The organism is Marmoricola sp. URHB0036 (assembly GCF_000426045.1).
GTDB lineage: Bacteria > Actinomycetota > Actinomycetes > Propionibacteriales > Nocardioidaceae > Marmoricola.
On sequence record NZ_AUEP01000014.1, the window covers coordinates 98,770 to 123,957 of the forward strand.

The 25,188-nt window shown below is 71.0% G+C and carries 25 protein-coding genes; 12 read left to right on the plus strand and 13 right to left on the minus strand.

Annotated features, from left to right (window positions below; all coding sequences use genetic code 11):
• Nucleotides 1-4: 4 nt before the first annotated feature.
• From H976_RS0116650 to H976_RS0116665, 4 genes are read right to left on the minus strand one after another with little or no spacing between them, the layout of a single operon-like run.
• The gene (locus tag H976_RS0116650) at nucleotides 5-502 is read right to left on the minus strand and encodes a carbonic anhydrase (protein ID WP_027862458.1); all 498 of its coding nucleotides are present in this window, start codon (nucleotides 500-502) and stop codon (nucleotides 5-7) included.
• Between the two features lie 9 nt (nucleotides 503-511).
• Nucleotides 512-2,329 (minus strand): MFS transporter, encoded by a 1,818-nt coding sequence (locus H976_RS0116655; protein ID WP_027862459.1) that lies wholly within the window; start codon nucleotides 2,327-2,329, stop codon nucleotides 512-514.
• 34 nt (nucleotides 2,330-2,363) lie between these two features.
• Entirely contained in the window at nucleotides 2,364-3,092 is a 729-nt protein-coding gene (locus H976_RS0116660) for an LppX_LprAFG lipoprotein (protein ID WP_051276942.1), read from the minus strand.
• A gap of 4 nt (nucleotides 3,093-3,096) precedes the next feature.
• The gene (locus tag H976_RS0116665) at nucleotides 3,097-5,574 is read right to left on the minus strand and encodes a DNA topoisomerase (ATP-hydrolyzing) subunit A (RefSeq protein WP_027862461.1); all 2,478 of its coding nucleotides are present in this window, start codon (nucleotides 5,572-5,574) and stop codon (nucleotides 3,097-3,099) included.
• 237 nt (nucleotides 5,575-5,811) lie between these two features.
• On the opposite strand from H976_RS0116665, the gene H976_RS0116670 reads away from it, so the two are divergent.
• From H976_RS0116670 to H976_RS0116680, 3 genes are all read left to right on the plus strand, one after another.
• Nucleotides 5,812-8,526, plus strand: coding sequence for a bifunctional GNAT family N-acetyltransferase/acetate--CoA ligase family protein (locus H976_RS0116670; RefSeq protein WP_027862462.1), 2,715 nt, complete (start codon nucleotides 5,812-5,814; stop codon nucleotides 8,524-8,526).
• Between the two features lie 61 nt (nucleotides 8,527-8,587).
• Entirely contained in the window at nucleotides 8,588-9,178 is a 591-nt protein-coding gene (locus H976_RS0116675; protein ID WP_027862463.1) for a DUF5998 family protein, read from the plus strand.
• A gap of 1 nt (nucleotide 9,179) precedes the next feature.
• Complete coding sequence (locus tag H976_RS0116680) at nucleotides 9,180-10,310, plus strand: alkaline phosphatase family protein (RefSeq protein ID WP_027862464.1); 1,131 nt, start codon at nucleotides 9,180-9,182, stop codon at nucleotides 10,308-10,310.
• 41 nt (nucleotides 10,311-10,351) lie between these two features.
• Here the strand turns inward: H976_RS0116680 and H976_RS0116685 are convergent, their stop codons facing one another.
• Nucleotides 10,352-11,002: a thymidine kinase gene (locus tag H976_RS0116685; RefSeq protein ID WP_027862465.1), complete on the minus strand. Its 651-nt coding sequence runs from the start codon at nucleotides 11,000-11,002 to the stop codon at nucleotides 10,352-10,354.
• Between the two features lie 16 nt (nucleotides 11,003-11,018).
• Here H976_RS0116685 and H976_RS0116690 point away from each other — a divergent pair, with 16 nt between their 5' ends.
• Nucleotides 11,019-11,852, plus strand: a complete 834-nt coding sequence (locus H976_RS0116690) for a sulfurtransferase (protein ID WP_027862466.1) — start codon at nucleotides 11,019-11,021, stop codon at nucleotides 11,850-11,852.
• Here the strand turns inward: H976_RS0116690 and H976_RS0116695 are convergent.
• From H976_RS0116695 to sepH, 3 genes are all read right to left on the minus strand, one after another.
• Nucleotides 11,836-12,153, minus strand: coding sequence for a DUF952 domain-containing protein (locus tag H976_RS0116695; RefSeq protein ID WP_027862467.1), 318 nt, complete (start codon nucleotides 12,151-12,153; stop codon nucleotides 11,836-11,838). The genes H976_RS0116690 and H976_RS0116695 overlap by 17 nt on opposite strands.
• 3 nt (nucleotides 12,154-12,156) lie before the next feature.
• Nucleotides 12,157-14,184 carry an SDR family oxidoreductase gene (locus H976_RS0116700; RefSeq protein ID WP_027862468.1) on the minus strand — a complete coding sequence of 676 codons (2,028 nt, stop codon included), beginning with the start codon at nucleotides 14,182-14,184 and terminating at the stop codon, nucleotides 12,157-12,159.
• A gap of 132 nt (nucleotides 14,185-14,316) precedes the next feature.
• Nucleotides 14,317-15,345 (minus strand): septation protein SepH, encoded by a 1,029-nt coding sequence (gene sepH, locus H976_RS29000; RefSeq protein WP_051276943.1) that lies wholly within the window; start codon nucleotides 15,343-15,345, stop codon nucleotides 14,317-14,319.
• A gap of 255 nt (nucleotides 15,346-15,600) precedes the next feature.
• Here sepH and H976_RS0116710 point away from each other — a divergent pair, with 255 nt between their 5' ends.
• Nucleotides 15,601-16,230 (plus strand): trimeric intracellular cation channel family protein, encoded by a 630-nt coding sequence (locus tag H976_RS0116710; RefSeq protein ID WP_027862469.1) that lies wholly within the window; start codon nucleotides 15,601-15,603, stop codon nucleotides 16,228-16,230.
• A 79-nt stretch (nucleotides 16,231-16,309) separates the two neighbouring features.
• Here H976_RS0116710 and H976_RS29005 read toward each other — a convergent pair whose 3' ends face one another.
• From H976_RS29005 to H976_RS0116725, 3 genes are read right to left on the minus strand one after another with little or no spacing between them, the layout of a single operon-like run.
• Nucleotides 16,310-16,939 (minus strand): trans-aconitate 2-methyltransferase, encoded by a 630-nt coding sequence (locus H976_RS29005; protein ID WP_155918373.1) that lies wholly within the window; start codon nucleotides 16,937-16,939, stop codon nucleotides 16,310-16,312.
• A 55-nt stretch (nucleotides 16,940-16,994) separates the two neighbouring features.
• The gene (locus H976_RS0116720; protein ID WP_027862470.1) at nucleotides 16,995-18,290 is read right to left on the minus strand and encodes a D-arabinono-1,4-lactone oxidase; all 1,296 of its coding nucleotides are present in this window, start codon (nucleotides 18,288-18,290) and stop codon (nucleotides 16,995-16,997) included.
• A gap of 9 nt (nucleotides 18,291-18,299) precedes the next feature.
• A complete protein-coding gene (locus H976_RS0116725; protein ID WP_027862521.1) occupies nucleotides 18,300-19,475 on the minus strand; it encodes an MFS transporter in 1,176 nt (391 codons plus the stop codon).
• Between the two features lie 25 nt (nucleotides 19,476-19,500).
• Between H976_RS0116725 and H976_RS0116730 the strand changes: the two genes are divergently transcribed.
• The 3 genes from H976_RS0116730 to H976_RS0116740 all read left to right on the plus strand — a co-directional run bounded on the left by H976_RS0116730 (nucleotide 19,501) and on the right by H976_RS0116740 (nucleotide 21,885).
• Nucleotides 19,501-20,580: a ferrochelatase gene (locus H976_RS0116730; RefSeq protein ID WP_196804124.1), complete on the plus strand. Its 1,080-nt coding sequence runs from the start codon at nucleotides 19,501-19,503 to the stop codon at nucleotides 20,578-20,580.
• Between the two features lie 4 nt (nucleotides 20,581-20,584).
• A complete protein-coding gene (locus H976_RS26920; protein ID WP_051276946.1) occupies nucleotides 20,585-21,388 on the plus strand; it encodes an inositol monophosphatase family protein in 804 nt (267 codons plus the stop codon).
• 206 nt (nucleotides 21,389-21,594) lie between these two features.
• Nucleotides 21,595-21,885: a DUF4193 domain-containing protein gene (locus tag H976_RS0116740; RefSeq protein WP_027862472.1), complete on the plus strand. Its 291-nt coding sequence runs from the start codon at nucleotides 21,595-21,597 to the stop codon at nucleotides 21,883-21,885.
• A gap of 86 nt (nucleotides 21,886-21,971) precedes the next feature.
• On the opposite strand, the gene H976_RS0116745 is transcribed toward H976_RS0116740, so the two are convergent.
• Both H976_RS0116745 and H976_RS0116750 read right to left on the minus strand, forming a co-directional pair.
• Nucleotides 21,972-22,322, minus strand: a complete 351-nt coding sequence (locus H976_RS0116745; protein ID WP_051276947.1) for a DUF4235 domain-containing protein — start codon at nucleotides 22,320-22,322, stop codon at nucleotides 21,972-21,974.
• A gap of 40 nt (nucleotides 22,323-22,362) precedes the next feature.
• Complete coding sequence (locus H976_RS0116750; RefSeq protein ID WP_027862474.1) at nucleotides 22,363-22,854, minus strand: DUF3093 domain-containing protein; 492 nt, start codon at nucleotides 22,852-22,854, stop codon at nucleotides 22,363-22,365.
• 52 nt (nucleotides 22,855-22,906) lie between these two features.
• Here H976_RS0116750 and dut point away from each other — a divergent pair, with 52 nt between their 5' ends.
• From dut to H976_RS0116770, 4 genes are read left to right on the plus strand one after another with little or no spacing between them, the layout of a single operon-like run.
• Entirely contained in the window at nucleotides 22,907-23,395 is a 489-nt protein-coding gene (gene dut / locus H976_RS26925; protein WP_051276948.1) for a dUTP diphosphatase, read from the plus strand.
• The gene (locus H976_RS0116760) at nucleotides 23,392-24,036 is read left to right on the plus strand and encodes a DUF3710 domain-containing protein (RefSeq protein WP_027862475.1); all 645 of its coding nucleotides are present in this window, start codon (nucleotides 23,392-23,394) and stop codon (nucleotides 24,034-24,036) included. The genes dut and H976_RS0116760 overlap by 4 nt, the downstream gene beginning before the upstream one ends.
• 44 nt (nucleotides 24,037-24,080) lie before the next feature.
• A complete protein-coding gene (locus H976_RS0116765) occupies nucleotides 24,081-24,449 on the plus strand; it encodes an OB-fold nucleic acid binding domain-containing protein (RefSeq protein WP_027862476.1) in 369 nt (122 codons plus the stop codon).
• Between the two features lie 31 nt (nucleotides 24,450-24,480).
• The gene (locus tag H976_RS0116770) at nucleotides 24,481-25,185 is read left to right on the plus strand and encodes a DUF3159 domain-containing protein (RefSeq protein ID WP_231388968.1); all 705 of its coding nucleotides are present in this window, start codon (nucleotides 24,481-24,483) and stop codon (nucleotides 25,183-25,185) included.
• Nucleotides 25,186-25,188: the final 3 nt, after the last annotated feature.

Below are 25,188 nucleotides of genomic sequence, written 5' to 3' on the forward strand. Positions count from 1 at the left end.
GACGTCAGGTGAGCTGTTCGAGCAGGCCGGTGTCGACGTCGTACAGGAAGCCGCCGACCTTGGTGGTCTCGGGGATCAGGGGGTGGGAGCGCACCTTGGCGACGTCGTCGCGCAGGGCGGCGCGCTGGTCCTCGACCACGTTGAACGGCTGCCAGGTCGCGTCCAGGCCGGCCGACTCGCCGACCCGCTCGCGCAGCTCGGCCAAGGTGGCGGAGGCCATCGCGCAGCGGGTGTGCGGGATGACCAGCACCCGGTCGACCCGCAGCAGGTGTACGCCGAGGACCAGTGCCTCGAGCGCCTGGGCGGTGACCCGACCCCCGGGGTTGCGGAAGATCTTGGCGTCGCCGAGCCCGAGACCGAGCATGTCGAGCGGCACAATCCGGGAGTCCATGCAGGTGACGATGGCGATGCCGGCATGGGCGACACCGTCGAACCCGGAGCTGTCGAAGGTAGCGGCGAACTGACGGTTCGCCTCGAGGAGGTCGTCGAAGTCGTGAGCCACGGGAGCAAACTACCCGGTGCCGAGCACGGCCCGGTCGGCGGGAATGCCGCGCGTGCGGGCGCCGTGGAAGAGGAAGATCGCCGCGATCCCGGCCAGCGCCGCGCAGAGGGCGGCGCCCAGGAAGATCGCCTGCAGCTGCTCGATGCCAGCCTGTTCGACCAGCCGGGTGTACGCCGCACACCGGGTCTTGTCCCCGCCGCACACGCTGTTGGGTGACGGGATGCCGGACTCGACGGCGTAGTAGCGCCGCAGCCCGATCGTGGTCAGGGCCGAGATGCCGACCAGCATCCCGACCATCCGGGCCACGACGAGCAGTGCGCTGGTGACGCCGTGCACCTTGTCGGCCGTACTCGCGAGCAGGGCGGCGTTGACCGGTGCCAGGGCCAGGCCGAAGCCGAGCCCGGCCATCGCCAGCACCACCGAGGAGGACAGGTGGTGCAGCGAATCGTGGCCCCACCCGGACATCAGCCAGAACCCGACCGTGGCGAGCACCATCCCGACGGCGGCGACCACCCCCGCCGGCTGTCGCCGGGTGAGTACGCCGCCCAGCAGTGCTCCGACCGGCAGTGCGACCAGGAACTCGACCAGCACCAGGGCCGCCTTGATCTGCGAACCGTCGGCGACGGTGATCCGCGCGAAGATCGGGATGTCCACCAGGGCGGCGATCAGGGCCGCGCCCACGAAGAAGCTGACCACGATCGAGCCCCAGGCGGCCCGCGTCGCGAACGCACCGTGCGGCACCAGCGGCGCACGCGAGCGGCGGTTGTGCAGGATGAACAGCACGGCGGCGACGGCGGCGATGGCGAGGTACCAGGGACCGGCCGGGCTGAACACGTGCACCTCCGGGTCGGCGGTGGCAAAGGCGAGGATGATGCCGCCGAGCGCGACCGAGAGCAGTGCGGCGCCGAGCAGGTCGGCCTCCCGCACAGATCCCCACCAGTCGCGCAGGTCCACCAGCGGTCGCCGAGCGGTCAGCAGCCGCACCAGCAGGAGTACGCCGAGCACGGCGGTCGTCACCCCGATCCGGGAGGCCCAGATCGACCCGCCGGGCGAGAACGGCACGAACGGGCCACCCAGGTCCACCGAGGTGACGAGCGACCTCGGTTGCCGCATCACCAGCAGCAGCGAGACCAGGGTCAAAGCGAGCAGCACCAGCCCGATCCAGTCGAACCGCCGAAGCGGATAGTCCCGAGCGTTCGGACCCTCGACACGCCGGTCGGAGGGGGCCAAACGTTCGGGACTATCCGGCTTGGCTGATCCACCCAGCGTGAGGATCGCGGCGGCGAGGAGGAGGCCGACGGCGAGGTTGATCCAGAAGATGTCGCGCCAGGTGCCGAAGGCGAGCACCACGGCGCCGTACAGGGGACCGAGCACGCTGCCGAGCTCCTGGACCGCGCCGACGACGCCGAGGGGTACGCCGCGGCGTTCGGCGGGGTAGAGGTCGGCGACCAGGGCGAGCGTCACCGGCACCAGCCCGCCGCCGCCGACGCCCTGCAGGAAGCGGCCTGTCACCAGCGAGCCGAGGTCGTACGCCGCCGCGGTGACCAGCGAGCCGAAGGCGAACACGACGAGTGCCGCGACCAGCACCGGCGTCCGTCCGCGCAGGTCGGCGATCCGGCCGATGAGCGGCAGCATCGCGACGTACCCGAGCAGGAACCCGCTGACGATCGGGGCGGCCCGCTGGAGCTGGTCGACGCTCAGCCCGACCGAGCCCATCATGTCCGGCAGCGAGAGCACCACGACGTAGGTGTCGGCGGCCGCGAACATCACCGCCACGGCGGCCAGGCCGAGCAGCAGCCGGGCCGAACGCCCCGGTCTGGCGGTCACGGCCCTGGGGCTCGGCATCAGACTGCGACCAGGCTCAGGGAGCCGTGATCTTCACACCCTTGCCGTAGTCGCTGAACTTCACGTTGTAGGTGACGTCCTTGCCGGCGCTGAAGAAGATCCCGGTGATCTTCACCGTGATGGCGTAGCCCTTCTCGTCCACGCCGATCGCGGTCTCGTAGGTCTCCTTGGCGCTCGCGCTCGGGATGATCTGCTTGACCGCGGCGCCGGGCAGGGTGCCGGTGTAGGTGGTCAGGATCTGGTCGCCGGAGCGGGTGTCCTTGCCCTTCTCCAGCCCGTCGAGCTGGGTCAGCAACGAGGACAGGCCCTTCTCGGGGTCGGCGAAGTCGGCCGGGTCCGGGGCGCCGTACTCGCCCGGGTTGATTGTCGCGTAGCCCGTCGAGAGCGGCAGCTTGGCGTAGACCTTGCCGTCGACGGAGGTGATCGGGACGGTCGCGGTGAGGCCGCTCAGCACCACCTTGACGTCGCCCTTGAACGCCGGGTCGTGGGTGAGGTCGCCGGTCGCCCCGAGGACACCGTTGGAGCCGGCCGGGGGGCTGGAGTCGGTGGAGAGCGCCAGGTGCACGCTGGAGGCGTCGTCGAAGAGCTTCTTGGCGTGCTCCATCACCTCGGTCGGGCTCTTGGACTTCGGGCTGTCCTTCGAGTCGCTGCCGCTGCCGCAGCCGGAGAGCAGGAGCGCGGCGGAGAGCAGCACGCCGAGCAGCGACGTCAGGCGGCCGCGGGCAGGGTGAGGACCGGGAAGCATGGCGTCAGCCTGCCACGTCGCTCCCCGCCGAGGCGGGCAGGGACGAGCTCACCGGAGCGGCGCAGGCGATCATCGGCTGGCTGCCCGGCGTGCCCGAACCGTCCCGCCGGTTGACCGGCTCGGGCAGGTCGACCGGTGCTCCGCTGTCGGCCGCTGCGAGCGGCGGGGCAGCGCCGGCCCAGGCGAAGACCAGCTCGTCCTCGCCCTTGAGGAACCGGTGGCAGCGGACGCCACCGGTGGCGCGGCCCTTGGCGGGGTACTCCGAGAACGGGGTCACCTTGACCGACCCGGCCTCGGTGCCCGGGAGGGCCGAGGAGGCGCCCGAGACCGACACCAGCACGGCGTCGTCCGGGTCGAGCGCGGTGAAGGAGATCACCCGGGCGCCCGCACCGACCTTGATGCCGGCGATGCCGCCCCCGGAGCGACCCTGCGGTCGTACGCCGCCGGCCCCGAAGTGGAGCAGCTGCCCGTCGCTGGTGACGAAGCAGAGCGTCTCCTCGCCGGTGCGCAGCTCGACCGCGCCGACGACCTCGTCGCCGTCCTTGAGCGTGATGACGTCCCAGTCGTCGCGGGCGGAGAGGTACTCGGGGTTGACCCGCTTGACCACGCCCTGGCGGGTGCCGAGGGCCAGCCCCGCGGAGTCGGGATCGAAGCCGGTGAGGCACAGCACCCGCTCGCCCTCGAGGGTCACGAACTCGCCGACCGGCGCCCCGCCCTGCAGGTTGGGGTGGTTGGCGGTGCTCGGCAGGGTCGGCAGGTCGAGCACGCCGAGCTTGACCACACGGCCGGCCGAGGTGACCACGCCGACCTCGCCGCGCGCGGTGGTGGCGACCGCCGAGACGATCGCGTCGTGACGGGTCCGGCTACCGCCGTCGCCGGGAGGATCGAGGCTCGTCGTACGGGCGAGGAGTCCGGAGGAGGACAGGAACACGTAGCAGGGGTCGTCGGCCACCTCGAGCGGCGTCGCCGAGGCAGTGGTCGTCTGACCCGACGACTCGAGCAGGACCGTACGACGGGGCGTGCCGTAGGTCTTCGCGACCTCGGCCAGCTCGTCGGCCACCACCTTCCGCAGCCGGGTGTCGTCGCCGAGGATCTCGTCGAGGGCCTCGATGGTGAGCTTGAGCTCGTCGGCCTCCTTGTCCAGCTCGATCTTGGAGAACTTCGTCAGGCGGCGCAGCGGCATGTCGAGGATGTAGTTGGCCTGGATCTCGGTCAGGTCGAAGACCGACATCAGTCGTTCGCGCGCCTGCTCGGCATTGTCGCTGCCGCGGATCAGCTGGATGACCTCGTCGATGTCGATGATCGCCAGCAGCAGCCCCTCGACGAGGTGCAGCCGGTCGGCTGCCTTGCCGCGGCGGTACGTCGAGCGCCGGCGTACGACGTCGAAGCGGTGCTCGAGGAACACCTCGAGCATCTCCTTGAGCCCGAGGGTGCGCGGCTGGCCGTCGACGAGGGCGACGGCGTTGATGCCGAACGACTCCTCCATCGGGGTGCTCTTGAACAGCTGCTCGAGGATGGCCTCGGGGTGGAAGCCGTTCTTGACCTCGATCACCAGCCGCAGGCCCTTCTCGCGGTCGGTGAGGTCCTTGACGTCGGCGATGCCCTGCAGCTTCTTGGTCTGCACGAGCTTCTTGATGGCGGCGATCACGCGCTCGGTGCCGACGCCGTAGGGCAGCTCGGTGACGACGATGCCCTTGCGCCGCGCTGTCACCGACTCGATGCGGGTCGTGGCGCGCATCCGGAAGCTGCCGCGTCCCGACTCGTAGGCGTCGCGGACGCCGTCGAGCCCGATGATCTTGCCGCCGGTCGGCAGGTCGGGGCCCGGGATGAACCGCATGATGGCGTCGAGGTCGGCCTTGGGATGGGTCACCAGGTGACGCAGCGCCTGAATGACCTCGACCAGGTTGTGCGGTGCGATGTTGGTGGCCATGCCGACCGCGATGCCGGAGGCGCCGTTGACCACGAGGTGGGGGATCGCGGCAGGCAGCACCGACGGCTCCTGCTCGCGGCCGTCGTAGTTGGGCCGGAAGTCGACGGTGTCCTCGTCGATGGACGCGGTCATCGCGACAGCGGCCGGAGCCATCCGGGCCTCGGTGTAGCGCATTGCTGCGGGCGGGTCGTCGGGCGAGCCGAAGTTGCCGTGCCCGTCGACCGTGGGCAGCCGCATCGAGAACGACTGCGACATCCGCACCAGGGCGTCGTAGATCGCCCCGTCACCGTGGGGGTGGAACCGGCCCATGACCTCGCCGACGACGCGTGAGGACTTCACGTGGCCGCGGTCGGGCCGGAGGTTCATGTCGTGCATCGCGTAGAGGATCCGGCGCTGCACCGGCTTGAGCCCGTCGCGGGCGTCGGGGAGCGCGCGGGAGTAGATGACCGAGTAGGCGTACTCCAGGAAGCTGGTGCGCATCTCGTCGCCGACGTCGATGTCGACGATGTGTTCCTCGAAGTCCTCCGGGATGGGGGCGGTACGGCGTGCCATGAGGTGATTCTCCCCAACGCCCGAGCGCAATCTCACCGGGCCACGCCGCAAGGGGGCGACTCCCCGCCCCATTGCCTGCTGCACGCCGCCCGGTGGGCACCTCGCGGCGTTGTCGTCGGTCGTCGATGCTGGCGCATCGCCTCCCTCCTCCGCCTTGCGATGCACTCCACCGGACGACGCTCGCGACGGCAGAGGACGGGGAGGCACCCCCTCGCCTCCCTTCGGTACATTTCACGGATGACCGCGCAGGACGCAGAGCCCACCCCGACGCCCCGGGACTACCCGGAGCACTGGGAGGCCGACGTCCTGCTGCGTGACGGGCGGACGGCCCACCTGCGGCCGATCGTGCCGGAGGACGCCGAGGGACTGGTCGAGTTCTACTCCCAGGTCTCCGAGCAGTCGAAGTACCTCCGGTTCTTCGCCCCGATGCCCAACCTCTCCGACCGCGACGTCCAGCGGTTCACCAACGTCGACTACCGCGACCGGGTCGCGTTCGTGATGACGGTGGCCGAGCGGATCATCGCCGTCGGCCGCTACGACGTGATCGAGCCCGGACGGGCCGAGGTCGCCTTCCTCGTCCAGGACGCGCACCAGGGACGCGGGATCGGCCAGTTGCTGCTCGAGCACCTCGCCCAGGCCGGTCGCGAACGCGGGGTGGAGCGGTTCGTGGCCGAGGTGCTGCCCGACAACCGCCGAATGATGCAGGTCTTCCGCGAGCAGGGCTACCAGGTCACGGGCGGCTGGGACGAGGGCGTGATGCACCTCGAGTTCGACATCGACCCGACCGAGACCGCCATCGGCGTCATCGCGGCCCGCGAGCACCGTTCCGAGGCGGCGTCCATCGCGACCTTCCTGAACGCCAGGAACGTCGCCGTCATCGGTGCCTCGCGTCGCAGCGACACCATCGGGGCGGCGCTGGTGCGCAACCTCGTCCTCGGTGACTACGCGGGCCGGGTCTATGTCGTGAACCCTGCGGCCGACGCGGTGGCCGGGATGCCGGCGTACCCCTCCGTCGGGGACATCCCCGGTGACGTCGACGTCGCGATCGTCGCCGTCCCGGCCGAGGCGGTCCAGGACGTGGTGCTCGACTGCGCGGCCAAGGGCGTGCACGGCCTGATCGTCATCTCCAGCGGCTTCGCCGAGACCGGCGAAGAGGGTCGCAAGCGCCAGCGCAAGCTGGTCGGGCTGGCGCGCTCCTACGGCCTCCGCCTCATCGGCCCCAACTGCCTCGGCGTCATCAACACCGCTGCCGAGGTGTCGCTGAACGCCTCGCTGGCACCGCTGATGCCGCCCCGTGGCCGGGCCGGCTTCTTCTGCCAGTCCGGCGCCCTCGGCACGGCGATCCTGGAGAAGGTGCGGGGTCGCGGCCTCGGCCTGTCGACCTTCGTCAGCGCCGGCAACCGCGCCGACGTGTCCGGCAACGACCTCCTGCAGTACTGGGAGGAGGACGACGCCACCGAGGTGATCCTGCTCTACCTGGAGTCCATCGGTAACCCGCGCAAGTTCTCCCGCATCGCCCGCCGGGTCTCGCGGGTCAAGCCGGTGATCGCCGTGCGCTCCGGTCGTACGACGCAGGGGGTGCCCATGGGACACGCCGTACGCCAGATCGCCGCCCCGCCGGCCGCCGTGGACGCGATGTTCCGCCAGGCGGGGATCATCCAGGTCGACACCCTCGACGAGATGTTCGACGTCGCCCAGCTGCTCGCGCACCAGCCGCTGCCGAGCGGGTCCCGGGTCGCGATCGTGGGCAACTCCGACGCCCTCGGCCTGCTGGCCGTCGACGCGGCCGTGGCCAGCGGCCTCACCGTCACCAACGCCACCGCCCTCGGTGCCGATGCGACGGCCGAGGACTTCGAGGACGCGCTCGACGCGGCCATCGACGACGGCCACGTCGACGCCGTCGTGGCCGTCTACATCCCGCCGCTCGACGCCGGCGGCGAGGGTGTCGCCAACGTGCTCGCGGCCGTGGGGGAGCAGTCCGACAAGCCGCTGGTCTCCACCTTCCTGGGGCGTGAGGGCGTCCCCGAGCTGCTCCGCGTGCCCGACCTGGCCGGCCACACCGCCGGTCGTGGCTCGGTGCCGTCCTACCCCGCGGTCGAGGCGGCGGTCCGGGCGCTGGCGCGGGTGGTCGAGTACGCCGCGTGGCTGCAACGGCACGACGACTCCGCGAGCGTCGTCGAGGAGATCGATCCCGAGAGCGCCAAGCGGCTGGCCAACAAGGTGCTGATGGACAGCCCCGACGGTCGTGAGCTCACCGACGACGAACTCTGCGAGCTGCTGGGCAGCTACGGCGTCAAGGTGTGGGAGCGGATCCACGCCGCCACCGTGGACGAGGCGATTGCCGCGGGCGAACGACTGGGCTGGGACGTCGTGCTCAAGGCCACGGCCGAGCGACTGCGCCAGCGCCCCGACCAGGCCCACGTCTGGCGCAACATCGACAACGCGGAGGAGATGCGCGACGCCTGGGAGTCGCTGATGGGCATCATCAGCGACCCGGCCGATGCCGAGTTCGTCGTACAGCGCACGGCTCCGCCGGGCGTCCCGGTCGCGATCGGCGGCCTCGAGGACCCCCTGTTCGGGCCGGCGATCTCCTTCGGCATCTCCGGCGCCCTCACCGACCTCGTCGGCGACCGCGTCTACCGAATCCCGCCGATCAGCGCGCTCGACGCGGCCGAGACGGTGCGCGCGATCAAGGCGGCCCCTCTGCTGTTCGGCTACCGCGGTAGCGAGCAGGTCGACGTCGCCGCGGTCGAGGACCTGATCCGGCGGGTCGCGCAGCTCAAGATCGACCTGCCGCAGGTCAGCCAGATCGACCTGATGCTCGTGCACGCGACCGCCGAGGGAGTCAGCGTCCTGCATGCCTCCGGCCGGGTGGCACGGGTGGCCGACGCCCGCTCGGACCTGTTCGTACGCCGCCTCACCGCACCGGCCGGGGACACCCTTCCCGGCTAGTCACGGCTGGTCGGTGGCGCTCGCTCCTCGACCACCGTTTTCGGCGTGACAGACTGGTCGCATGCGTTCTGTTGCCTCCAGGGACAGCTTCGATGATCTCGTCGTGGCGATCGAGAAGACCGGCTACTACCCGCAGGTGGTCTCCGCCGGCGTACGCGCCGCGGTCGCGGGCGAAGAGGTCGTCTCCTTCCTGGTGCACCACGAGCCGACGATCGACCGCGACGAGGTTCGCCGCCACATCACCGTCGTCGTACTCACCTCGACCCGGCTGATCCTGTGCCACACCGACGAGCACGCGCCCGACGACCTGCTGCCCGAGCCCTACACGTCGACCTCGACCGAGGCCATCCGGCTGGCCGAGGTGCGCGCGGTGGTGGTGAACCGGATGGTGGCCAACCCGGCGACGTTCGACGGCGGCGGCGAGCCCACGCCCAGCGAGGCGGTCGTCACCGTCGGCTGGGGTGGGGTCAACCGCATCGACCTCGAGCCGGCGGCCTGCGCCGACCCGGACTGCGACGCCGACCACGGCTACACCGGCGTCCTGGCCTCCGACGACTTCTCCCTCCGGCTGAGCTCGGCCGCCGACGGACAGGACGCGGTCGACGCGCTGCTCGCGTTCGCCGAGACGCTGTCCGCCCGCACCCAGGGCTGAGGTGGCGGGGACCCAGGTCGAGCCCGACTTCATCGAGCCCGACTACGCCGGCCGCACGCTGGGCGACGTGCTGCCCGCAGTCGCCCATTCCCTCGGCGTGCCCGGATTCGAGTCGAGCGCGCTGGTGCTGCCGCCGGCCCCGGCGTACGTCGTGATGCTGGTCGACGGCCTCGGCCACGACCTGTTGGCCGAGCACCGGGTGCAGGCGCCGTACCTCCACTCATTGCTGGGTCAGCCGCCCGCCACCTGTGGGGTCCCCTCGACAACCGCCACCTCGCTCACCTCCCTGGGCACCGCACTCACCCCGGGGCAGCATGGCCTGGTCGGGTTCACCTCGCGCGTGCCGGAGACCGGCGCGTTGCTGAACTCGCTGTTCTGGGACCAGCCGGTCGACCCGCTCGAGTGGCAGCCGAACCCGACCGCGTTCGCGCGGCTCGAGTCGGCGGGGGTGCACACGAGCGTCGTCAGCAAGCGCGAGTTCCGCAGCTCCGGGCTCACTCGCTGCGGTCAGCGGGGTGCGACCTACGTCGATGCTGACGACATCGGCGAGCGGATCGCCGGCGCCCTCGCCGGGGCAGAGCGGCGGCCGTCGCTGACCTACGTGTACGACGGTGACCTGGACTGGCACGGCCACCGCGCCGGGGTCGACTCGCAGCGCTGGCGGGCGCAGCTGCGCGACATCGACGAGGACGTGCAGGAGCTGCGCGACGAGCTGCCCGACGACGTGCGCCTCCTCGTGGTGGCCGACCACGGAATGGTCGACTCGACCAAGGAGTCGCACATCGACGTCGACGAGCACCCCGCGCTGCGCGACGGGGTGGTCCTGCTGGGCGGCGAGGCCCGCTTCCGCCACGTGTACTGCCACGCGGGAGCGGTCGACGACGTGGTCGCCAGCTGGCGCGGCGTACTCCGCGACCGGGCGACTGTCCTGACCCGCGACGACGCCATCGCGCGCGGCTGGTTCGGCCAGGTCGACTCCCGCGTCCGGCTGCGTCTCGGCGACGTGGTCGCGGCCGCCCACGACAACTGGGCCCTGATGAGCTCGGTCGACTTCAAGTACGAGATGACCCTGATCGGCCTGCACGGCTCGCTCACGCCGCGGGAGATGAACATCCCGATCCTCGTGGGGTAGGGGTGACGGAGCACCCGGCTGACCGGGTATCCGTGCACCCCTCACGCGAACGGCAGGGGCTCGGCGATCATCGAGATGGCCCGGGCCCTGGCGGCGGTCATCTTCCGCCGGTGGTGGGCGCGGCAGAGGACCTCGTAGGCGACCTCGGCCGGGAGCTCCTCGTTCTCGACGTCGCCGACGACGATGACCTCGCCCTCGGTGACCATCTCGCCGTTGACGGTGCGCGCGTTGTGGGTGGCGCGCTTGCCGCACCAGCACAGCGCCTCGACCTGGAGCACGTTCATCCGGTCGGCGAGCTCGACGAGGCGGCGCGAGCCCTCGAACAGCTCGGTACGGAAGTCGCTGAGAATGCCGAACGCGAAGGCGTCGATCTGGAGCTCGTCGACGATCTTGGCCAGCTGCTCGATCTGTACGCCGGTGTAGAACTGGGCCTCGTCGCAGATCAGGTAGTCGATCCGCGCTCCATGGGTCAGCTCGCGGACGACGTAGGTCCAGAAGTCGAAGTCCTCGTCGACCTCGATCGCGTCATGGGTGAGGCCGAGCCGCGAGGAGATCAGCGCGTCGCCCGCGCGGTCGTGGGTGGTGAACATCCGGCCCACCCGTCCACGCGCCGCGTGGTTGTGGTTGGTCTGCAGCGCGAGGGTGCTCTTCCCGGAATCCATCGTGCCGGTGAAGAATTGGAGTTCAGCCATCGGGGAGGATCATGCCATGCAGGCATCCCCTTCCCGTCCCCTGATCTCCGTCGAGGAGCTGGCCGGTCTGGTCGCAGGTGAGGACTGCTCGGTGCTCGACGTCCGCTACCAGATGGGCGGCCCGTCCGGCCCCGATGAGTACGCCGCCGGCCACGTCCCGGGCGCGGCGTACGTCGACCTCGACACCGCCCTCGCGGCCGCGCCCGGCCCTCGCGGCCGGCACCCACTGCCCGAGGTGGCGGTGTTCGAGGAGGCGATGCGCGCGGCCGGCGTCCGGGACGACCTCCCCGTCGTGGTGTACGACGACTGGGCCGGCCGGGCCGCCGCGCGGTGCTGGTGGCTGCTCCGCTGGGCGGGGCATCGCGACGTCCGCGTGCTCGACGGCGGCTGGTCGTCCTGGGTCGACGGTGGGCACCCGGTCTCCACCGAGCCGGTGGCCCCTCCGCTCGGGGACTTCACCGCCAGGCCGGGGCAGCTACCCGTCCTCGAGGCCGACGACGTGCTCGATTTCGCCGCTGCCCACGTGCTCGTCGACGCGCGCGCACCAGAGCGCTTCCGGGGCGAGGTCGAGCCGGTGGACCCGGTCGCCGGGCACATCCCGGGCGCCGTCAACGTCCCGACCGGCGCCAACCTCCGCGACGACGGACGGTTCCGGTCCGCCGCCGAGCTGGCCGAGGTGTACGCCGCCGCCCGGGAGCAGGAGACCGCCGCCTACTGCGGCTCGGGCGTGACCGCTGTCCACGACATCCTCGCGATGGCGGTGGCCGGCATCGACGCGACGCTCTACCCCGGCTCGTGGAGCGAGTGGGTGGCCGATCCCGGGCGGCCGGTGGCTACGGGCGACCGCTGAGCGGCCGCGTGTCGGTGACGGCAGCCGGGGCGAGCGGTCCGTAGATGTGCGGGAAGGTGTCGTCCCCGACGGGGTCCTCCCGCCACGGCACGTCGAGCCGGTCGGTGTCGATCGTCAGCAGCACCAGCGGCTCGTCGGCGTCGGCGTAGTAGCGGTCGAACACCCCGGCGACCTGGTCGCGTCGGGCGGCGTGCAGGAAGCCCTCGTCCTCGAGCGTCCGGCCTCGGGTCGAGGTCGCGTAGGCGCCGGAATGCTGTGCACCGGCCCAGTCGTTCTCGGTGGCGATGTGGAAGATCTCCATCGACTACCAGTGCACGCCCTGGAAGGCCCTGGCCAGCGCCTTCTGCAGGCTGACCTTCTCGGTGCGGGCCTCGGGGTTGTCCCCCCGGGCCGCCGAGGAGTCGGGGAAGACCTGGTAGGCGACGTGCAGCACCCGGAAGGCGGCCTTGGGCGCCAGCGTGTGGGCGAGCGCGCCGAGGTTGCCGGTCTTGGTGTTGATCTCGTGGGGCTTCTCGACCAGGGCGGTGATCACCTTGCCGGCAGCCTGGGCCGGGCTGATCGCCGGGAAGCGGTCGTACATCTTGGTCGGCGCGATCATCGGCGTGCGCACCAGCGGCATGTGGATGCTGGTGAAGGAGATGCCGTCGCTGATCAGCTCGCTTGACACCACGTTGCTCCACGCGTCGAGGGCGGCCTTGGAAGCGACGTACGCCGAGAACCGGGGCGGGTTGGTGAGCACGCCGATCGAGGAGATGTTCACGACGTGGCCGGACTTCTGCTCGCGCATCTTCGGCAGGATCCCCATCACCAGCCGGATGGCGCCGAAGTAGTTCAGCTGCATGGTCCGCTCGAAGTCGTGGAACCGGTCCTCGCTGAGCTTCAGCGAGCGCCGGATCGAGCGGCCCGCGTTGTTGACGACGAAGTCGAGGTGCGCGAAGTCCTCGGAGAGCTGCTTGGTCAGCGCGTCGATCGCGTGCAGGTCGGAGAGGTCGCAGGGATAGCTGTACGCCGTACCGCCCTGGCTCTCGATCAGCCGCCTGGTGGCCTCGAGCTTCTCCGCCCCGCGCGCCACCAGGATGGGGATCGCACCGGCCTTCGCGACCTGGACGGCGGTCACCAGACCGATGCCCGACGACGCCCCGGTGATGACGACCGTCTTGCCCGAGAGCGCCTTGACGACCGAGCTCTGGCCCTTGATGGAGTCGTCGAGCATCTCCTCCCAGTACGACCACAGCGTCGAGGCGTAGGACTCGATGTCGGGCACCGAGATGCCGGACCCCGCCAGCGCCTTCTCGGTGGACCGGGAGGCGTAGACCGAGGGGAACGAGGCGTGCTCCAGCACCTCGGGGGGTACGCCGATCCGGCCGATCGTCTGGTTGAGCGCGACGTGCACCGGCGCCAGCCGCAGGGCCGCCCCGACGAGCGCCGCCGGACGCAGGGCCGGGGGGAGCAGGGCGGTGGGCAGCTTGGAGGTCACCGTGCGATCGACGGGGACGGCGAACTGCGGCGCCTTCGCGGCCGAGGCGAAGGAGTTGATCAGTCCCACGGTGCTCAGCGGCTCGGGGTTGACCAGGTGGAAGGCCTGGCCGTCGAGATCCGGCTGGTGCGCGATGTGGTCCATCGCCTTGGCGACGTAGTCGACCGGCACCACGTTGGTGTCGCCGAGGTCGACCCCGACCAGCGGCACCCAGCCGGGCAGCGTGTCACGCATCCGCTTGAGCAGCGGGAAGAAGTAGTAGGGCCCGTCGATCTTGTCCATCGCGCCGGTCTCGGAGTGGCCGACCACGATCGCCGGGCGGTAGACCCGCCACGGCACCTCGGCCTCCTCGCGGACGATCTTCTCCGACTCGAACTTGGTCCGGTGGTACGGTGAGGGCAGTCGCTGTCCCTCGTCGAACATCGACTCGTCGAAGACACCGCGGAAGTCGCCGGACGCGGCCACCGAGGAGACCTGGTGGAAGTGACCCACCTCGAGCTTGCCGGCCAGCCCCACGGCGTTGCGGGTGCCGCCGACGTTCATCGTCTCGTTCATCTCGTCGGAGGCGGTCATGTCGTAGATGGCCGCCAGGTGGAAGAAGTGCTCGATCTGGCCGCGGTGCGACTCGATCCACTCCGGGTCGAGGCCGAGGTCAGGCTCGCTCAGGTCGCCGATGACCGGGGTGACGCGGTTGCCGTCCCCGCCGTCGGCGCTCCACTCCTCGATCAACCGCTCGAGGCGGTCCCGCGACCCTTCCCGGCAGAGCGCGAAGATCTCGCCCTCGCGGTTGTCCACCAGCTCCTGCACGAGGAATCGACCGATGAAGCCGGTGGCGCCGGTGACGAAGTAGGCCATGGTGAGTACACCGCTCTCGCTGATGGGGGAGTGTCCTGCGAGCCATTCAACTCGTCGCGCGAGCTGCGGTCACGCGATGCGGCGCACATTACCGGTCGGTAACCCCGACTGTCAGCCCCCGCCCAGGAGTGGTCAGTCCTCGCTGGAGCTGCCGCCGAACATGATCTCGTCCCACGACGGGACCGACGAGCGTCCCTTGCGCCTCGAGGACGCCTGCTTGACCTCCACGGTGTCCTCGGAGTCCGTCTCGGAGGCGGCGTCCTCGACGGCGGGCTCCTCGTCGGTGCTGGCGGCAGGTTCCTCGACCGGCCCGTCCAGCGGCGTCTCGGCGGCCGGTTCCTCGATCAGGGGTACGTCGTCGGGCGTGGGCACCGGGTCGGCCAGCCAGTCGGCGTCGGCCGTGTCGGCCGTCGGGTCGACGGCCTGTTCGGTGACCTCGTCGGTGACCTGTCCGGCCGGGGGCGCTGGGTCGGCGTCCCGGACCAGCTCGATGGCGTCGTCGCCGAGCGGCAGCTCGTCCTGGGTGTGCACCGAGCTGAGCCGGCGCGCCTGGGGGCGGGCCGGGGCGCCCGGCTGGTCGGGGGCGCGCAGCTCGCCGGTGAAGATCCTGGCGTCGTCGTTGTCGGCCACGACATAGCGACCCGGCTGGTCGTGGGTGAACTCCGCGCGGCGGGGCTTCCCGCCGACGGCGTACGTCGCCACCAGCGCCCAGCGACCGTCGGCCCGGCGCCAGGCGTCCCACTCGACGTCCTCGTCGTGCAGGGAGTGCTCCTCGAAGAAGAGGTCCGCCGCCTCGCCGAGGGTGCGCGGGGAGGTCGAGTCGGCGGCGGGTCGTCGCAGCGACGCCTTGAGCGCGGTGCTGGCGACGTGCTGGCGCTCGGCGATCACCGGGCCGGCGAAGGGCATGATCGCCTCGACACTCGTCTGGGCGGCGGCCGCGACGTCCTCGGGCGACTCGCCCGCGCGGATGCGCGCCTGGATGTCTCGGGGGCGCAGTGCGCTGTCCATCTTCGTCTCCAACTGACCGAGTCGTGCGTTCTCACCACGCATAGCCGAGCGCAGTCGGGTGTCCACCGGAACCGAGAACTCCTCGCCCGAGGCATTGACCAGGACCAGCCGTGTGCCGTCCTCGTTCAGCCCCACCGGGGTGAGGTCCTGCATCTCTAGATGGCCACGCCCAGGGGGGCGCACGCTACGCCCCACTCACCACGCACGCTGGACGGCGTTGTCGTCAGTCGCCGTGGCTCCGCCACGGCTCCCTCCTCCGCCTTGCCAGCGCACGCGTTGAGCGGCGCTCGCTTGCACGCCCCCCTGGACCTGGCCATCTCTCGCTCCTTCGCTTCCACCTGCGGCCCGAGCCTACTTCAGCGCGAGGCGCGACTGAGCAGGGCGACTCGCCGATCTACGCTCGGGCGCATGGCTGGTCAGGACACGTTGCTGCTGGTGCTCGACCTGGCGGGCATCTTCGTGTTCGCGATCACCGGCGCCCTGGTCGCCGTCCGACGGCAGTTCGACATGTTCGGGGTCCTGGTCCTCGCCGGTGCCACCGGGCTGGGCGGCGGGTTCCTGCGTGACGTGCTCATCGACGCGACGCCGCCGGCCGCGCTGGCGGACTGGCGCTACCTGATAGCGCCGGTCGTCGCCGGGCTGGCGACGTTCCTCTTCCACCCGGCGTTCGGTCGGCTGGAGCGCGTCATCATCGTGCTCGACGCCGCCGGCCTCGGGCTGTTCTGCGTGACCGGCACCCTCAAGGCGATCAACTACGGACTCGGGCCGGTCCCCGCGGCTCTGATGGGGATGGTCACCGGCATCGGCGGCGGCATGGTCCGCGACCTGCTGGCGGGCCGGGTGCCGGTGGTGTTCTCCAGCGAGCTCTACGCGACGCCGGCGCTGCTGGGCGCGACCTGGGCGGTCCTCGCGAACTACTGGGAGCTGCCGGTCGGCTGGGTCGCGCTGCCCGGGGTGGCCATCTGCTTCGGCATGCGGCTGCTGGCCCTGCGCCGCGACTGGCACGCGCCACTGCCGCGCGGATCCGCCAGCGTCTGATCGTCGTTCCTGGAGTGCTCAGTAGACCTTCCACGTGGAAGGTCTACTGAGCACTCGTCGAGCGGCTCCGGCCCAACGGTCAGGCAGTAGCCAGCATGACCACGCCCTCGGGCGCCTCGGCGGAGCCTTTGACGACCTGCGTCACGGAGCCGAAGCCGGCCGCGGCCGCCAGCCTCGTCACCTCGTCATCCGCTGCGTAGAGCTTGTGGCCTGCGCGGGGGAAGCGCCGCTGGGCCATCGCCGGCATCTGCGCCTCGAGCTGGTAGCCCAGTGCGAGCAGCCCGCCGGGCCGCAGGAAGCCCCGGATCCGGGCCATCTCGGCTGCCGGGTCCTGCCAGAAGTACAGGACGTGGTTGGCCATCACGATGTCCGCCGGCTCACTCGCGCTCAGCGCCGGGACGCCACCCTCGAGGAGGGTCAGCCGACCGGCGGTCACCGCCGACTGGTTGCGCTTCCTGGACTGGGACAGCATGACCGAGGACAGGTCGACGCCCCAGACGTGCGCCTCGGGGAATTGTGCGAGCAGCGCCTCCAGCCCGAGCCCCGGCCCGGGGCCGAGCTCGGCGACATGCCGGACTCCATCGCCGTGACGGGCCGCGGCCTGTTGCACCACCCATCGGGTGTGCTGCGCGTTGCCTTTGGCCATGACACGCCCGACCAGCGCACCGAGTAGCCCCGAGGGATGACCGAACTGCTGCGCAAGACCCACGACCGCAGTATGCGCGATGACCGCAGCTGGAGGTGGGCAAGCCCGGAGATCTGCCTCAGGCGCCGAGAACGCGGTCCAGGTAGGCGTTGGTGAAGAGCCGGTCGGGGTCGAGGCGCTCGCGGATCGCCTGGAAGTCGGCCCAGCGCGGATAGGCCGGCTCGAGGTCCTCGGCGGTGCGGGTGTGCAGCTTGCCCCAGTGCGGGCGGCCGTCGTACCCGCGCAGGACGTCCTCGATGCCCCGGAAGTACGCCGTGTGGTCGGTCTGCGCGTTCATGTGGAAGGCGAGGTAGACCGAGTCGCGCTGGTACGCCGTCGACAGCGGCACGTCGTCGGCCGGGCAGACGCGGATCTCGATCGGGAAGCTGATCGTCCAGTCGTTCTTCTCGATGGTCGAGCGCACGTCGCGCAGCGCCTCACGGGCAACGGCCCGTGGCACGGCGTACTCCATCTCGCGGAACACCACCGTGCGACTGGAGGTGAACACCTTGTGCGGCACGTCGGAGTAGCGGCGCTCGCTCAGGGCGCTGCCGGAGATGTCGTTGATCCGGCGCACGAGGCCGGGGCGGCGGTTGCCGATCCGGTTGGCCCAGCCGAAGACACGGTTGGAGAGGAACTCGTCGTCGAGCCAGTGCTTCATCCGTGACAGCGGCTCGGGCTCGTCGAGGGTGCGGTTGTTGCGCTTGGTCAGCAGCCGCTCGGTGTGCGGGAACCAGTACATCTCGAAGTGGTGGTTCTCGGTCGCCAGCTCCTCGAACCGGTCGAGCCCCTCGTCCCAGAGCATCGGTGACTCGTGGGCCTCCAGGGTGAACATCGGCTCCACGTCGAAGGTGACCGCCGTCAGGATGCCCAGTGCTCCCAGTCCGAGGCGGGCGGCGTCGAGCACCTCGGGGTGCTGCTGGGCATCGGCCCGCATGAGCTCGCCCCGGCCGGTGACCAGCTCCAGGCCGGAGACCTGGGCGCTCAGCGACGCGCGCTGGCCGCCGGTGCCGTGGGTGCCGGTCGAGATGGCGCCGGCGACGGTCTGCTCGTCGATGTCGCCCATGTTGTGCAGGGTCAGGTCGAGCTTCTCCAGTGCGCCGTTCAGCTCCGCGAGCGTCGTACCGGCCAGGGCAGTGACGGTCATCGCGTCCTTGTCGACGGCCACGATGCCGCGGAGGCCGCCGGGGCGGAGCAGCAGTCCGTCGGTGATCGCGATGTCGGTGAACGAGTGGCCGGTGCCGGGCATCTTCACCGTGAGGGACTGGTGGCGTGCGGCCAGAACGGCGTCGACGACCTCGCCCGCGTCGTGGGGCGAGACCTCCTGTGTCGGGTGCGCGGTGCTGAGCCGCGACCAGTTGGTCCATGTCGCCATGCCGGGAGACTAGTGCTCTCCGCTGCGGATGAAGACGGCGGCAAGCGCTGCGAGCGCCGCCGACACCGTGCACACCCAGTACGCCGCCGAGCCGCTCGACCCGTCGGCGACCAAGCCCGCCAGCCACGCACCGGGGGCGATGCCGCCGCTCATCCCGGTCTGCACGAACCCCATCGCCTCGTTCAGGCGCGACCGGGGGACCGAGGCCTCGATCAACGAGAACAGCGTGATCAGCGTGGGGGCCAGCGTCATCCCGGTGACGAACAGCGCGACCGTCGCCACCGTGAGGTTCGGCAGGAACGGTAGGGAGAGGGTGCCGACCGCCAGCAGGGCAGCGCCGATCCGGACGCGCTCCAGGGGTGCCCGTCGCCAGACGATCGTGCCGGCCACGACACCGGCGAGAAGGCTGCCCAGCGAGAAGGCACCGAGCATCAGTCCGGAGTACGCCTTGTGGCCGTGGTCGTCGGCGAACGCGACGGTGGCGACCTCGAGGGCACCGAACAGGCTGCCCAGCGCGATCGCCGCCACGGTCAGGGGGACGAGCAGACCCCATGGCATCGGGTCGCGGCGGGTGGTCGGGTCCCGGGGGTGGGCCGGGGGCTCGGTACGTCGCTGGACGGCCAGGGCGAGGGTGCCCACCGTCCCGACCGTGACCGCCGCGACGAGGCCCGCCTGCGGAGCGACGGCCGTCGCGAGGAGGGTGACCAGCGCCGGTCCGGTCACGAAGACGACCTCGTCGAAGACGCTCTCCGCCGCGAAGGCGGTGTGCCGCTCACTGGCGACCGGCAGCAGGTGGGCCCAGCGCGCACGCACCATCGTGCCGACCTGCGGGATCGCGGCCCCCGCCAGCGCAGCCCAGACGTGGGGCCAGGGCATCGCCCAGTCCTCGACGATGGAGGCGATCATCAGGCTGGTCGTCACCGCGAACGCCACCGTGTCGACGTAGAGCACCTTGCCCTGGCCGAACCGGTCCGCCAGCCGGCCGTGCGGGATCGCGAAGACCGCGTTGCCCACGATGTACGCCGCCGACACCTGCCCGGCGAGCCCGTAGGAGCCGCTCAGCGAGCTGACCAGCAGCACGATGCCCAGCGTCATCATCGAGATCGGCAGCCGCGCGACCAGCGCGGTGGCCGAGAACGCGAAGGCGCCGGGGCGCGAGTACACCCGGCGATAGGTGGTGAGCATCGAGGGCCAGCCTAGGCTGGGGAACATGTCCGATCCGCACCCGTACGACGCGCTCCTGCTGGTCTCCTTCGGTGGTCCCGAGAAGCCCGACGACGTGGTGCCCTTCCTGCGCAACGTGACGGCCGGCAGGAACATCCCGGACGCGAGGCTCGAGGAGGTCGGCGAGCACTACTTCCAGTTCGGCGGCCGCAGCCCGATCAACGACCAGAACCGCGACCTGGTCGACGCGATCAAGGCCGACCTGTGGGCCAACGGCATCGACCTGCCCGTCTACTGGGGCAATCGCAACTGGGACCCGTTCCTCACCGAGGCCCTCGAGGAGATGCGGGCCGACGGGGTGACCCGCGCCGCTGCCATCCTGACGAGTGCGTACTCGTCGTACAGCGGCTGTCGGCAGTACCGCGAGAACCTGGCCGACGCCGTCGAGGCGGTGCCGGGGGCCCCCCGGATCGACCGGTTGCGCCAGTACTTCAACCACCCGGGCTTCATCGAGCCGATGGTCGACGCCACCCTCGCCGCCCTCGCCGAGCTGCCGGAGGAGGCCCGCCACGGCGGACACCTGGCCTTCGTCACGCACTCGATCCCGACCGCGATGAACGACAGCAGCGGCCCGCGCGGAGGCGCCTACGTCGCCCAGCACCGGCTCGTCGTCGCCGAGGTCGTCGAGCGTGTGCGGGAGGAGACGGGGCACCGGTACCCGTCCGCCCTCGTCTACTGCTCGCGGTCGGGACCGCCGCAGGTGCCCTGGCTGGAGCCGGACGTCAACGACCACCTTCGCTCGCTGCGCGAGAAGGGCGTGCCCGGTGTGGTGGTGATCCCGATCGGGTTCGTCTCGGACCACATGGAGGTCATCTACGACCTCGACACCGAGGCCAGGGCGACCGCCGAGGAGATCGGGCTGCCCTTCGCACGGGCCGCCACCGCAGGCGTCGACCCGCGGTTCGTGGCGATGGTGCGTGACCTGCTGGTCGAGCGCGCCGCCGTCGAGCGCGGGGAGTCACCCGAGCGGACGGCCCTCGGCTCCGATGCCACCTGGGACCGGTGCGCGGTCGGCTGCTGCGCCAACCCCGCCGGGCCGCGGCCGGCTCTCTGCGGCGAGGAGTGAACCGGTGAGCGCCTCGGATCGTGACCTGCTCGACCTCGCCGTCGAGACGGCACGGGATGCCGCTCGACTCGTGGTCGGCATGCGCGAGCAGGGCGTCGACGTCTCCGGCACCAAGTCCAGCCCGATCGACGTGGTGACCGAGGCCGACACGGCCTGCGAGGAGCTGATCCGCCAGCGGTTGCTCGGCGCCCGGCCCTCCGACGGCTTCCTCGGCGAGGAGGGCGACGACGTGGCCGGCACGTCCGGGATCCGATGGATCGTCGACCCGATCGACGGCACGGTGAACTACCTCTACGGCATCCCGCAGTACGCCGTCTCGATCGCGGCCGCGCGCGGGGACGAGGTCGTGGCCGGGGTGGTGCTCAGTCCGGTGTCCGGCCTGGAGTACGCCGCCACCCTCGGTGCCGGAGCCACCTGCAACGGCCAGCCCATCGAGGTACGCCGCCCGCCGGGCCTCGAGCAGTCGCTGGTCGGGACCGGCTTCGGCTACGAGACCGAGGTGCGCGAACGGGGGGCGCAGGCGGTGGCGCGGATGCTGCCCCGGGTCCGCGACATCCGGCGTCAGGGATCCTGTGCCCTCGACCTGTGCGCTGTCGCGTCCGGTCAGCTCGACGCCTACGTCGAGGAGGGCCCGCACATCTGGGACTACGCCGCCGGTGGGCTGATCGCGATCGAGGCCGGGGCAGCCCTGGAGATCTGGACCTCCGTCGTCGGTCACGACCTCGTGGTGTGCGCGCCCGCGCTCGGTTGGTCCGAATTCTCCGATCTGGTGCTCGCCTGCGACTTCCTCGGAGTCGGGTCTGCCTGACCCGCTGGGCACCCGCAGGAGTGTCTTCGGCAGGCGCGGGAACAACCGTGGGACGACGCGCGTTCTCGTGTGGTCTGCCAGCCGTGAAGACCAGTCGGTGGTTCGAGTGTGCACATTGGCCCTGAGTGGTGCACAATCTGCGCCGTCACGCGGACTACGGGGGCAGGCCGCGAGAACCACTGGGACTTGGGAGCAGGAGAGAAGGAATGGCAACCGACTACGACGCACCTCGGAAGACCGAGGAAGAGCAGAACGAGGACAGCCTCGAAGAGCTCAAGGCGCGGCGTCACGACAAGAACTCCGGGAAGGTCGACGAGGACGAGGCAGAAGCTGCCGAGTCCTTCGAGCTCCCCGGCGCTGACCTCTCGCACGAAGAGCTGGCGGTCGAGGTGAAGCCCAAGCAGCTGGACGAGTTCACCTGCATGAGCTGCTTCCTCGTGCACCACCGCAGCCAGCTCGCGGACGAGAAGAAGCTCATCTGCCGCGACTGCGCCTGACGCACACTTCAGGACGACAACGACGAAGGGCCGCCCCCACGGGGGCGGCCCTTTCGTCTGTCCATCGGGTGCTGTCTGCGCCTCGCTCAGGTCGCGTCGGCGGGCGCAGCGTCGGCGTCCTGGTCGTCCTTCTGCAGGTTCGGCGGCAGGTGGCCGGTCGACTTCGCGTAGTAGATGGCCGCACGGCGGGTGGCCAGCATCCGGGCCAGACCGATGGCGGTGCCGCTCACGGTGGCCCACAGCACGGCCTCCCAGACATCCACGTCGGGGTCGGCGGGGTTCGCCGGAGGGTTCTTGCCGGTGGCCGCCTTCCAGGACGTGTTCAGGCCCTTCTTCGCGATCGTGGCGGCGATCAGCGCAGCAGCGAGCGAGAGGATGCTCCAGAACTTCGAGCTGTCCTTCTGCTTTTCCTTCTTCTGGCTCTTGTCCTTGGCCATGTCCTGCCTTTCGGGTCACTCCGGGGAGTACCCGATAACACTAGTCAGAAGCCTGCCGGGCGCCGAGGGCGGCAGCCAGGCGATCGGGGTGACGCGTCGAGATGAGCCAGTACGGCGTGCGGTCGTCGGGATCGAGGACGGGCACCAGCACCGACCGTTTCAGGTAGGGCCGGGTCACCAGGAACGCCCGGGCGTCCGCATCGACCCCGTGCACCCGGCGGGTCTCCACGGCGTCCAGGGGCTCCACCGGACCGAGCAGGGCGACCGGGATGTGCGCCGTGCCGGCGTACAACGTCCCGTCGCGCACCTCGACGCGCGCGCTGCCGATCCAGGCGAACCCTGCGAAGGTGATCAGCACGAGCACAGCGGTGGCCGTCCACGCGGCCACGGCCGGCATCGAGACGATGAAGGCCAGCCACAGGGTGGCGAGCAGCATCGTGGCCTGCACCCACCAGCGCAGCGGCACGAACAGGCGCTCGCGATAGCTGCCCGCGGACGCACGGGCGTCCTGCGCGGAGGTCGACGATGCCACGGTCAAAGCCTGTCATTCGACCGGTCCGCGCCCGCGGGTAGGGTCGCGAGACATGGTGGAGATCTCGATCAAGCGCCTCGACGCGGGGCTCCCGCTGCCGTCGTACGCCCATCCCGGCGACGCCGGCGCCGACCTGCACTCGGCCGTCGACCTCACCCTGCAGCCCGGAGAGCGTGCGCTCGTGCCGACCGGGATCGCGCTCGCCCTGCCGGAGGGGTACGTCGCCCTGGTGCACCCGCGGTCCGGGCTGGCGGCCAAGCACGGCATCTCGATCGTGAACGCCCCCGGCACGATCGACGCCGGCTACCGGGGCGAGGTCAGGGTCTGCCTGGTCAACACCGACGTGCACGAGCCGTTCGCCGTACGCCGGGGCGACCGCATCGCCCAGCTGGTGATCCAGCGCTTCGAGACGGCGGCCTTCGTCGAGGCCGACGACCTGCCCGACTCGGCCCGCGGTGACGGCGGCTACGGTTCGACCGGAGGGTTCGTCGCGTCCCGGCAGCAGCCGGAGGGGATCGCCTCGGGAGGGACGACACGGTGAGGTTCGGCCGCAAGGAACGCGTCGAGGAGTCGGCGGAGGCCGACGATGCCGTCGACGGGGAGCCCGGCGACCCGGCACCCGTCCTGGACACCTCGTCCGGGCCCTTCGACGCCTCGGAGGTCGAGGACCTCGACGAGCGTGACGGCATCGACCTCGGCAGCCTGGTCATCACCCCGGCCGGCCCGATGGAGATGCGCCTCCAGGTCGACGAGGACAGCGGCGAGGTGATCGCCGCGGTGCTGGTCGACGAGCAGGGCGCGCTCGAGCTCCGTGCCTTCGCGGCGGCTCGCGGTGGTGGCAGCTGGGCCGAGCTGCGGCCGCGGATCTCGGCGGAGACGGCACGGATGGGTGGCACCGCCACCGAGCACGACGGCCCGTTCGGCATCGAGCTGGTCTGCGAGGTGCCGGTGCAGCTGCCCGACGGCCAGCCAGCGACCCAGGTCAGCCGGATCAGCGGCCACGAAGGACCCAACTGGCTGCTCCGCGCGACGCTGATGGGCCAGCCGGCCGCCGAGCCGGAGTCGGCCGCCCCCTGGGAGGAGACGATCCGGTCGGTCGTCGTACGTCGGGGACGCGAGGCGATGGTGCCCGGTGCGCCGTTGCGGCTCACGCTGCCGCCCGACGCGCGCCAGGTCGACTGATCGGGGTCACTCGCGCTTCACCGCCGAGTGACTACGCTCGGCGCATGGCGGAGCACAAGGACGGTCTGCGGGCGACGATCAGTCGCTGGGCGAACCAGGACCGCGCCGAGGCCCGCGAGCTGCGCAAGGACACCCGCAAGGCCGGGCTGGTCACGATCAGTGAGGCTCCCGACCGCCAGCGCGTCATCGTCCAGGGCACCCTCAAGACGGTCACCCTGCGCCCGCGTGGAGGTGTGCCCGCCCTCGAGGCGGAGCTCTACGACGGGTCGGGGTCGATCAGCGTGGTGTGGCTCGGACGGCGGCGCATCGGGGGCATCACGCCCGGCCGGGCGATCCGCGTCGAGGGACGCATCGGCGTCCAGGACAACCAGCGGGTCATGTACAACCCCCGCTACGAGCTGAGGACGCGATGATCCACGCCCTGATCTGCACGGTGGGCTGCCGGTGACGGACGCGACCACGCACACGGTCGAGCAGGTCGTCCGCAAACAGCTCTCCGACGCCCTGGGTGGGGTGCGCGGCATGCTCGAGGCGGCCGTCCCGACCGTCGTCTTCACCGTGGTGTTCCTGACCCGCCACGACCTGCGGCTGGCCATCATCCTCAGCCTCGCCTGTGCCGGGGTGCTGCTGGTGGTGCGGCTGGTGCACCGCTCGTCGGTGCAGTTCGTGCTCAACGCCTTCGTGGGGATCGGAATCGGCGCGCTCTTCGCGTGGCGAGCTGCCCGAGGTGGGGGAGACGAGGGTGACCAGGCCCTGGCCTACTTCCTCCCCGGGCTGCTCTACAACCTGGGCTACGCCATGGTGATGGTGCTGACGATCGTGATCCGCTGGCCCCTGGTGGGCTTCATCGTGGGCAGCGTGGCCGGCGACCCGACCGCGTGGCACGCCGACCGCAACGTCGTACGACTGTGCAGCCGGCTGACCTGGCTGCTCGCCCTGCCGTGCATCGTGCGCGTCGCCGTGCAGGGACCCATCTACCTCGCGGGCCGGAACGGCTGGTGGTCGAAGGACTCCGCCGTCGCCGCCCTCGGTGTCGCCAAGCTGGCGATGGGCTGGCCGTTGCAGGTGGCGGCCCTGGCCGTGATGGTGTGGCTGCTCTCGCGCAACGCCACGCCGCTCCGGCCGGGCGAGCCCGAGCCGCAGCTCTAGCCG

Excerpts from the sequence above, each read along its gene's own strand:
- H976_RS0116660 (WP_051276942.1), bottom strand. The coding sequence starts at position 3,092 with ATGCTTCCCGGTCCTCACCCTGCCCGCGGCCGCCTGACGTCGCTGCTC.
- H976_RS0116665 (WP_027862461.1), bottom strand. The coding sequence starts at position 5,574 with ATGGCACGCCGTACCGCCCCCATCCCGGAGGACTTCGAGGAACACATC.
- H976_RS0116670 (WP_027862462.1), top strand. The coding sequence starts at position 5,812 with ATGACCGCGCAGGACGCAGAGCCCACCCCGACGCCCCGGGACTACCCG.
- H976_RS0116675 (WP_027862463.1), top strand. The coding sequence starts at position 8,588 with ATGCGTTCTGTTGCCTCCAGGGACAGCTTCGATGATCTCGTCGTGGCG.
- H976_RS0116685 (WP_027862465.1), bottom strand. The coding sequence starts at position 11,002 with ATGGCTGAACTCCAATTCTTCACCGGCACGATGGATTCCGGGAAGAGC.
- H976_RS0116690 (WP_027862466.1), top strand. The coding sequence starts at position 11,019 with ATGCAGGCATCCCCTTCCCGTCCCCTGATCTCCGTCGAGGAGCTGGCC.
- H976_RS0116695 (WP_027862467.1), bottom strand. The coding sequence starts at position 12,153 with ATGGAGATCTTCCACATCGCCACCGAGAACGACTGGGCCGGTGCACAG.
- H976_RS0116700 (WP_027862468.1), bottom strand. The coding sequence starts at position 14,184 with ATGGCCTACTTCGTCACCGGCGCCACCGGCTTCATCGGTCGATTCCTC.
- sepH (WP_051276943.1), bottom strand. The coding sequence starts at position 15,345 with ATGCAGGACCTCACCCCGGTGGGGCTGAACGAGGACGGCACACGGCTG.
- H976_RS0116710 (WP_027862469.1), top strand. The coding sequence starts at position 15,601 with ATGGCTGGTCAGGACACGTTGCTGCTGGTGCTCGACCTGGCGGGCATC.
- H976_RS0116720 (WP_027862470.1), bottom strand. The coding sequence starts at position 18,290 with ATGGCGACATGGACCAACTGGTCGCGGCTCAGCACCGCGCACCCGACA.
- H976_RS0116725 (WP_027862521.1), bottom strand. The coding sequence starts at position 19,475 with ATGCTCACCACCTATCGCCGGGTGTACTCGCGCCCCGGCGCCTTCGCG.
- H976_RS0116730 (WP_196804124.1), top strand. The coding sequence starts at position 19,501 with ATGTCCGATCCGCACCCGTACGACGCGCTCCTGCTGGTCTCCTTCGGT.
- H976_RS0116740 (WP_027862472.1), top strand. The coding sequence starts at position 21,595 with ATGGCAACCGACTACGACGCACCTCGGAAGACCGAGGAAGAGCAGAAC.
- H976_RS0116745 (WP_051276947.1), bottom strand. The coding sequence starts at position 22,322 with ATGGCCAAGGACAAGAGCCAGAAGAAGGAAAAGCAGAAGGACAGCTCG.
- dut (WP_051276948.1), top strand. The coding sequence starts at position 22,907 with ATGGTGGAGATCTCGATCAAGCGCCTCGACGCGGGGCTCCCGCTGCCG.
- H976_RS0116765 (WP_027862476.1), top strand. The coding sequence starts at position 24,081 with ATGGCGGAGCACAAGGACGGTCTGCGGGCGACGATCAGTCGCTGGGCG.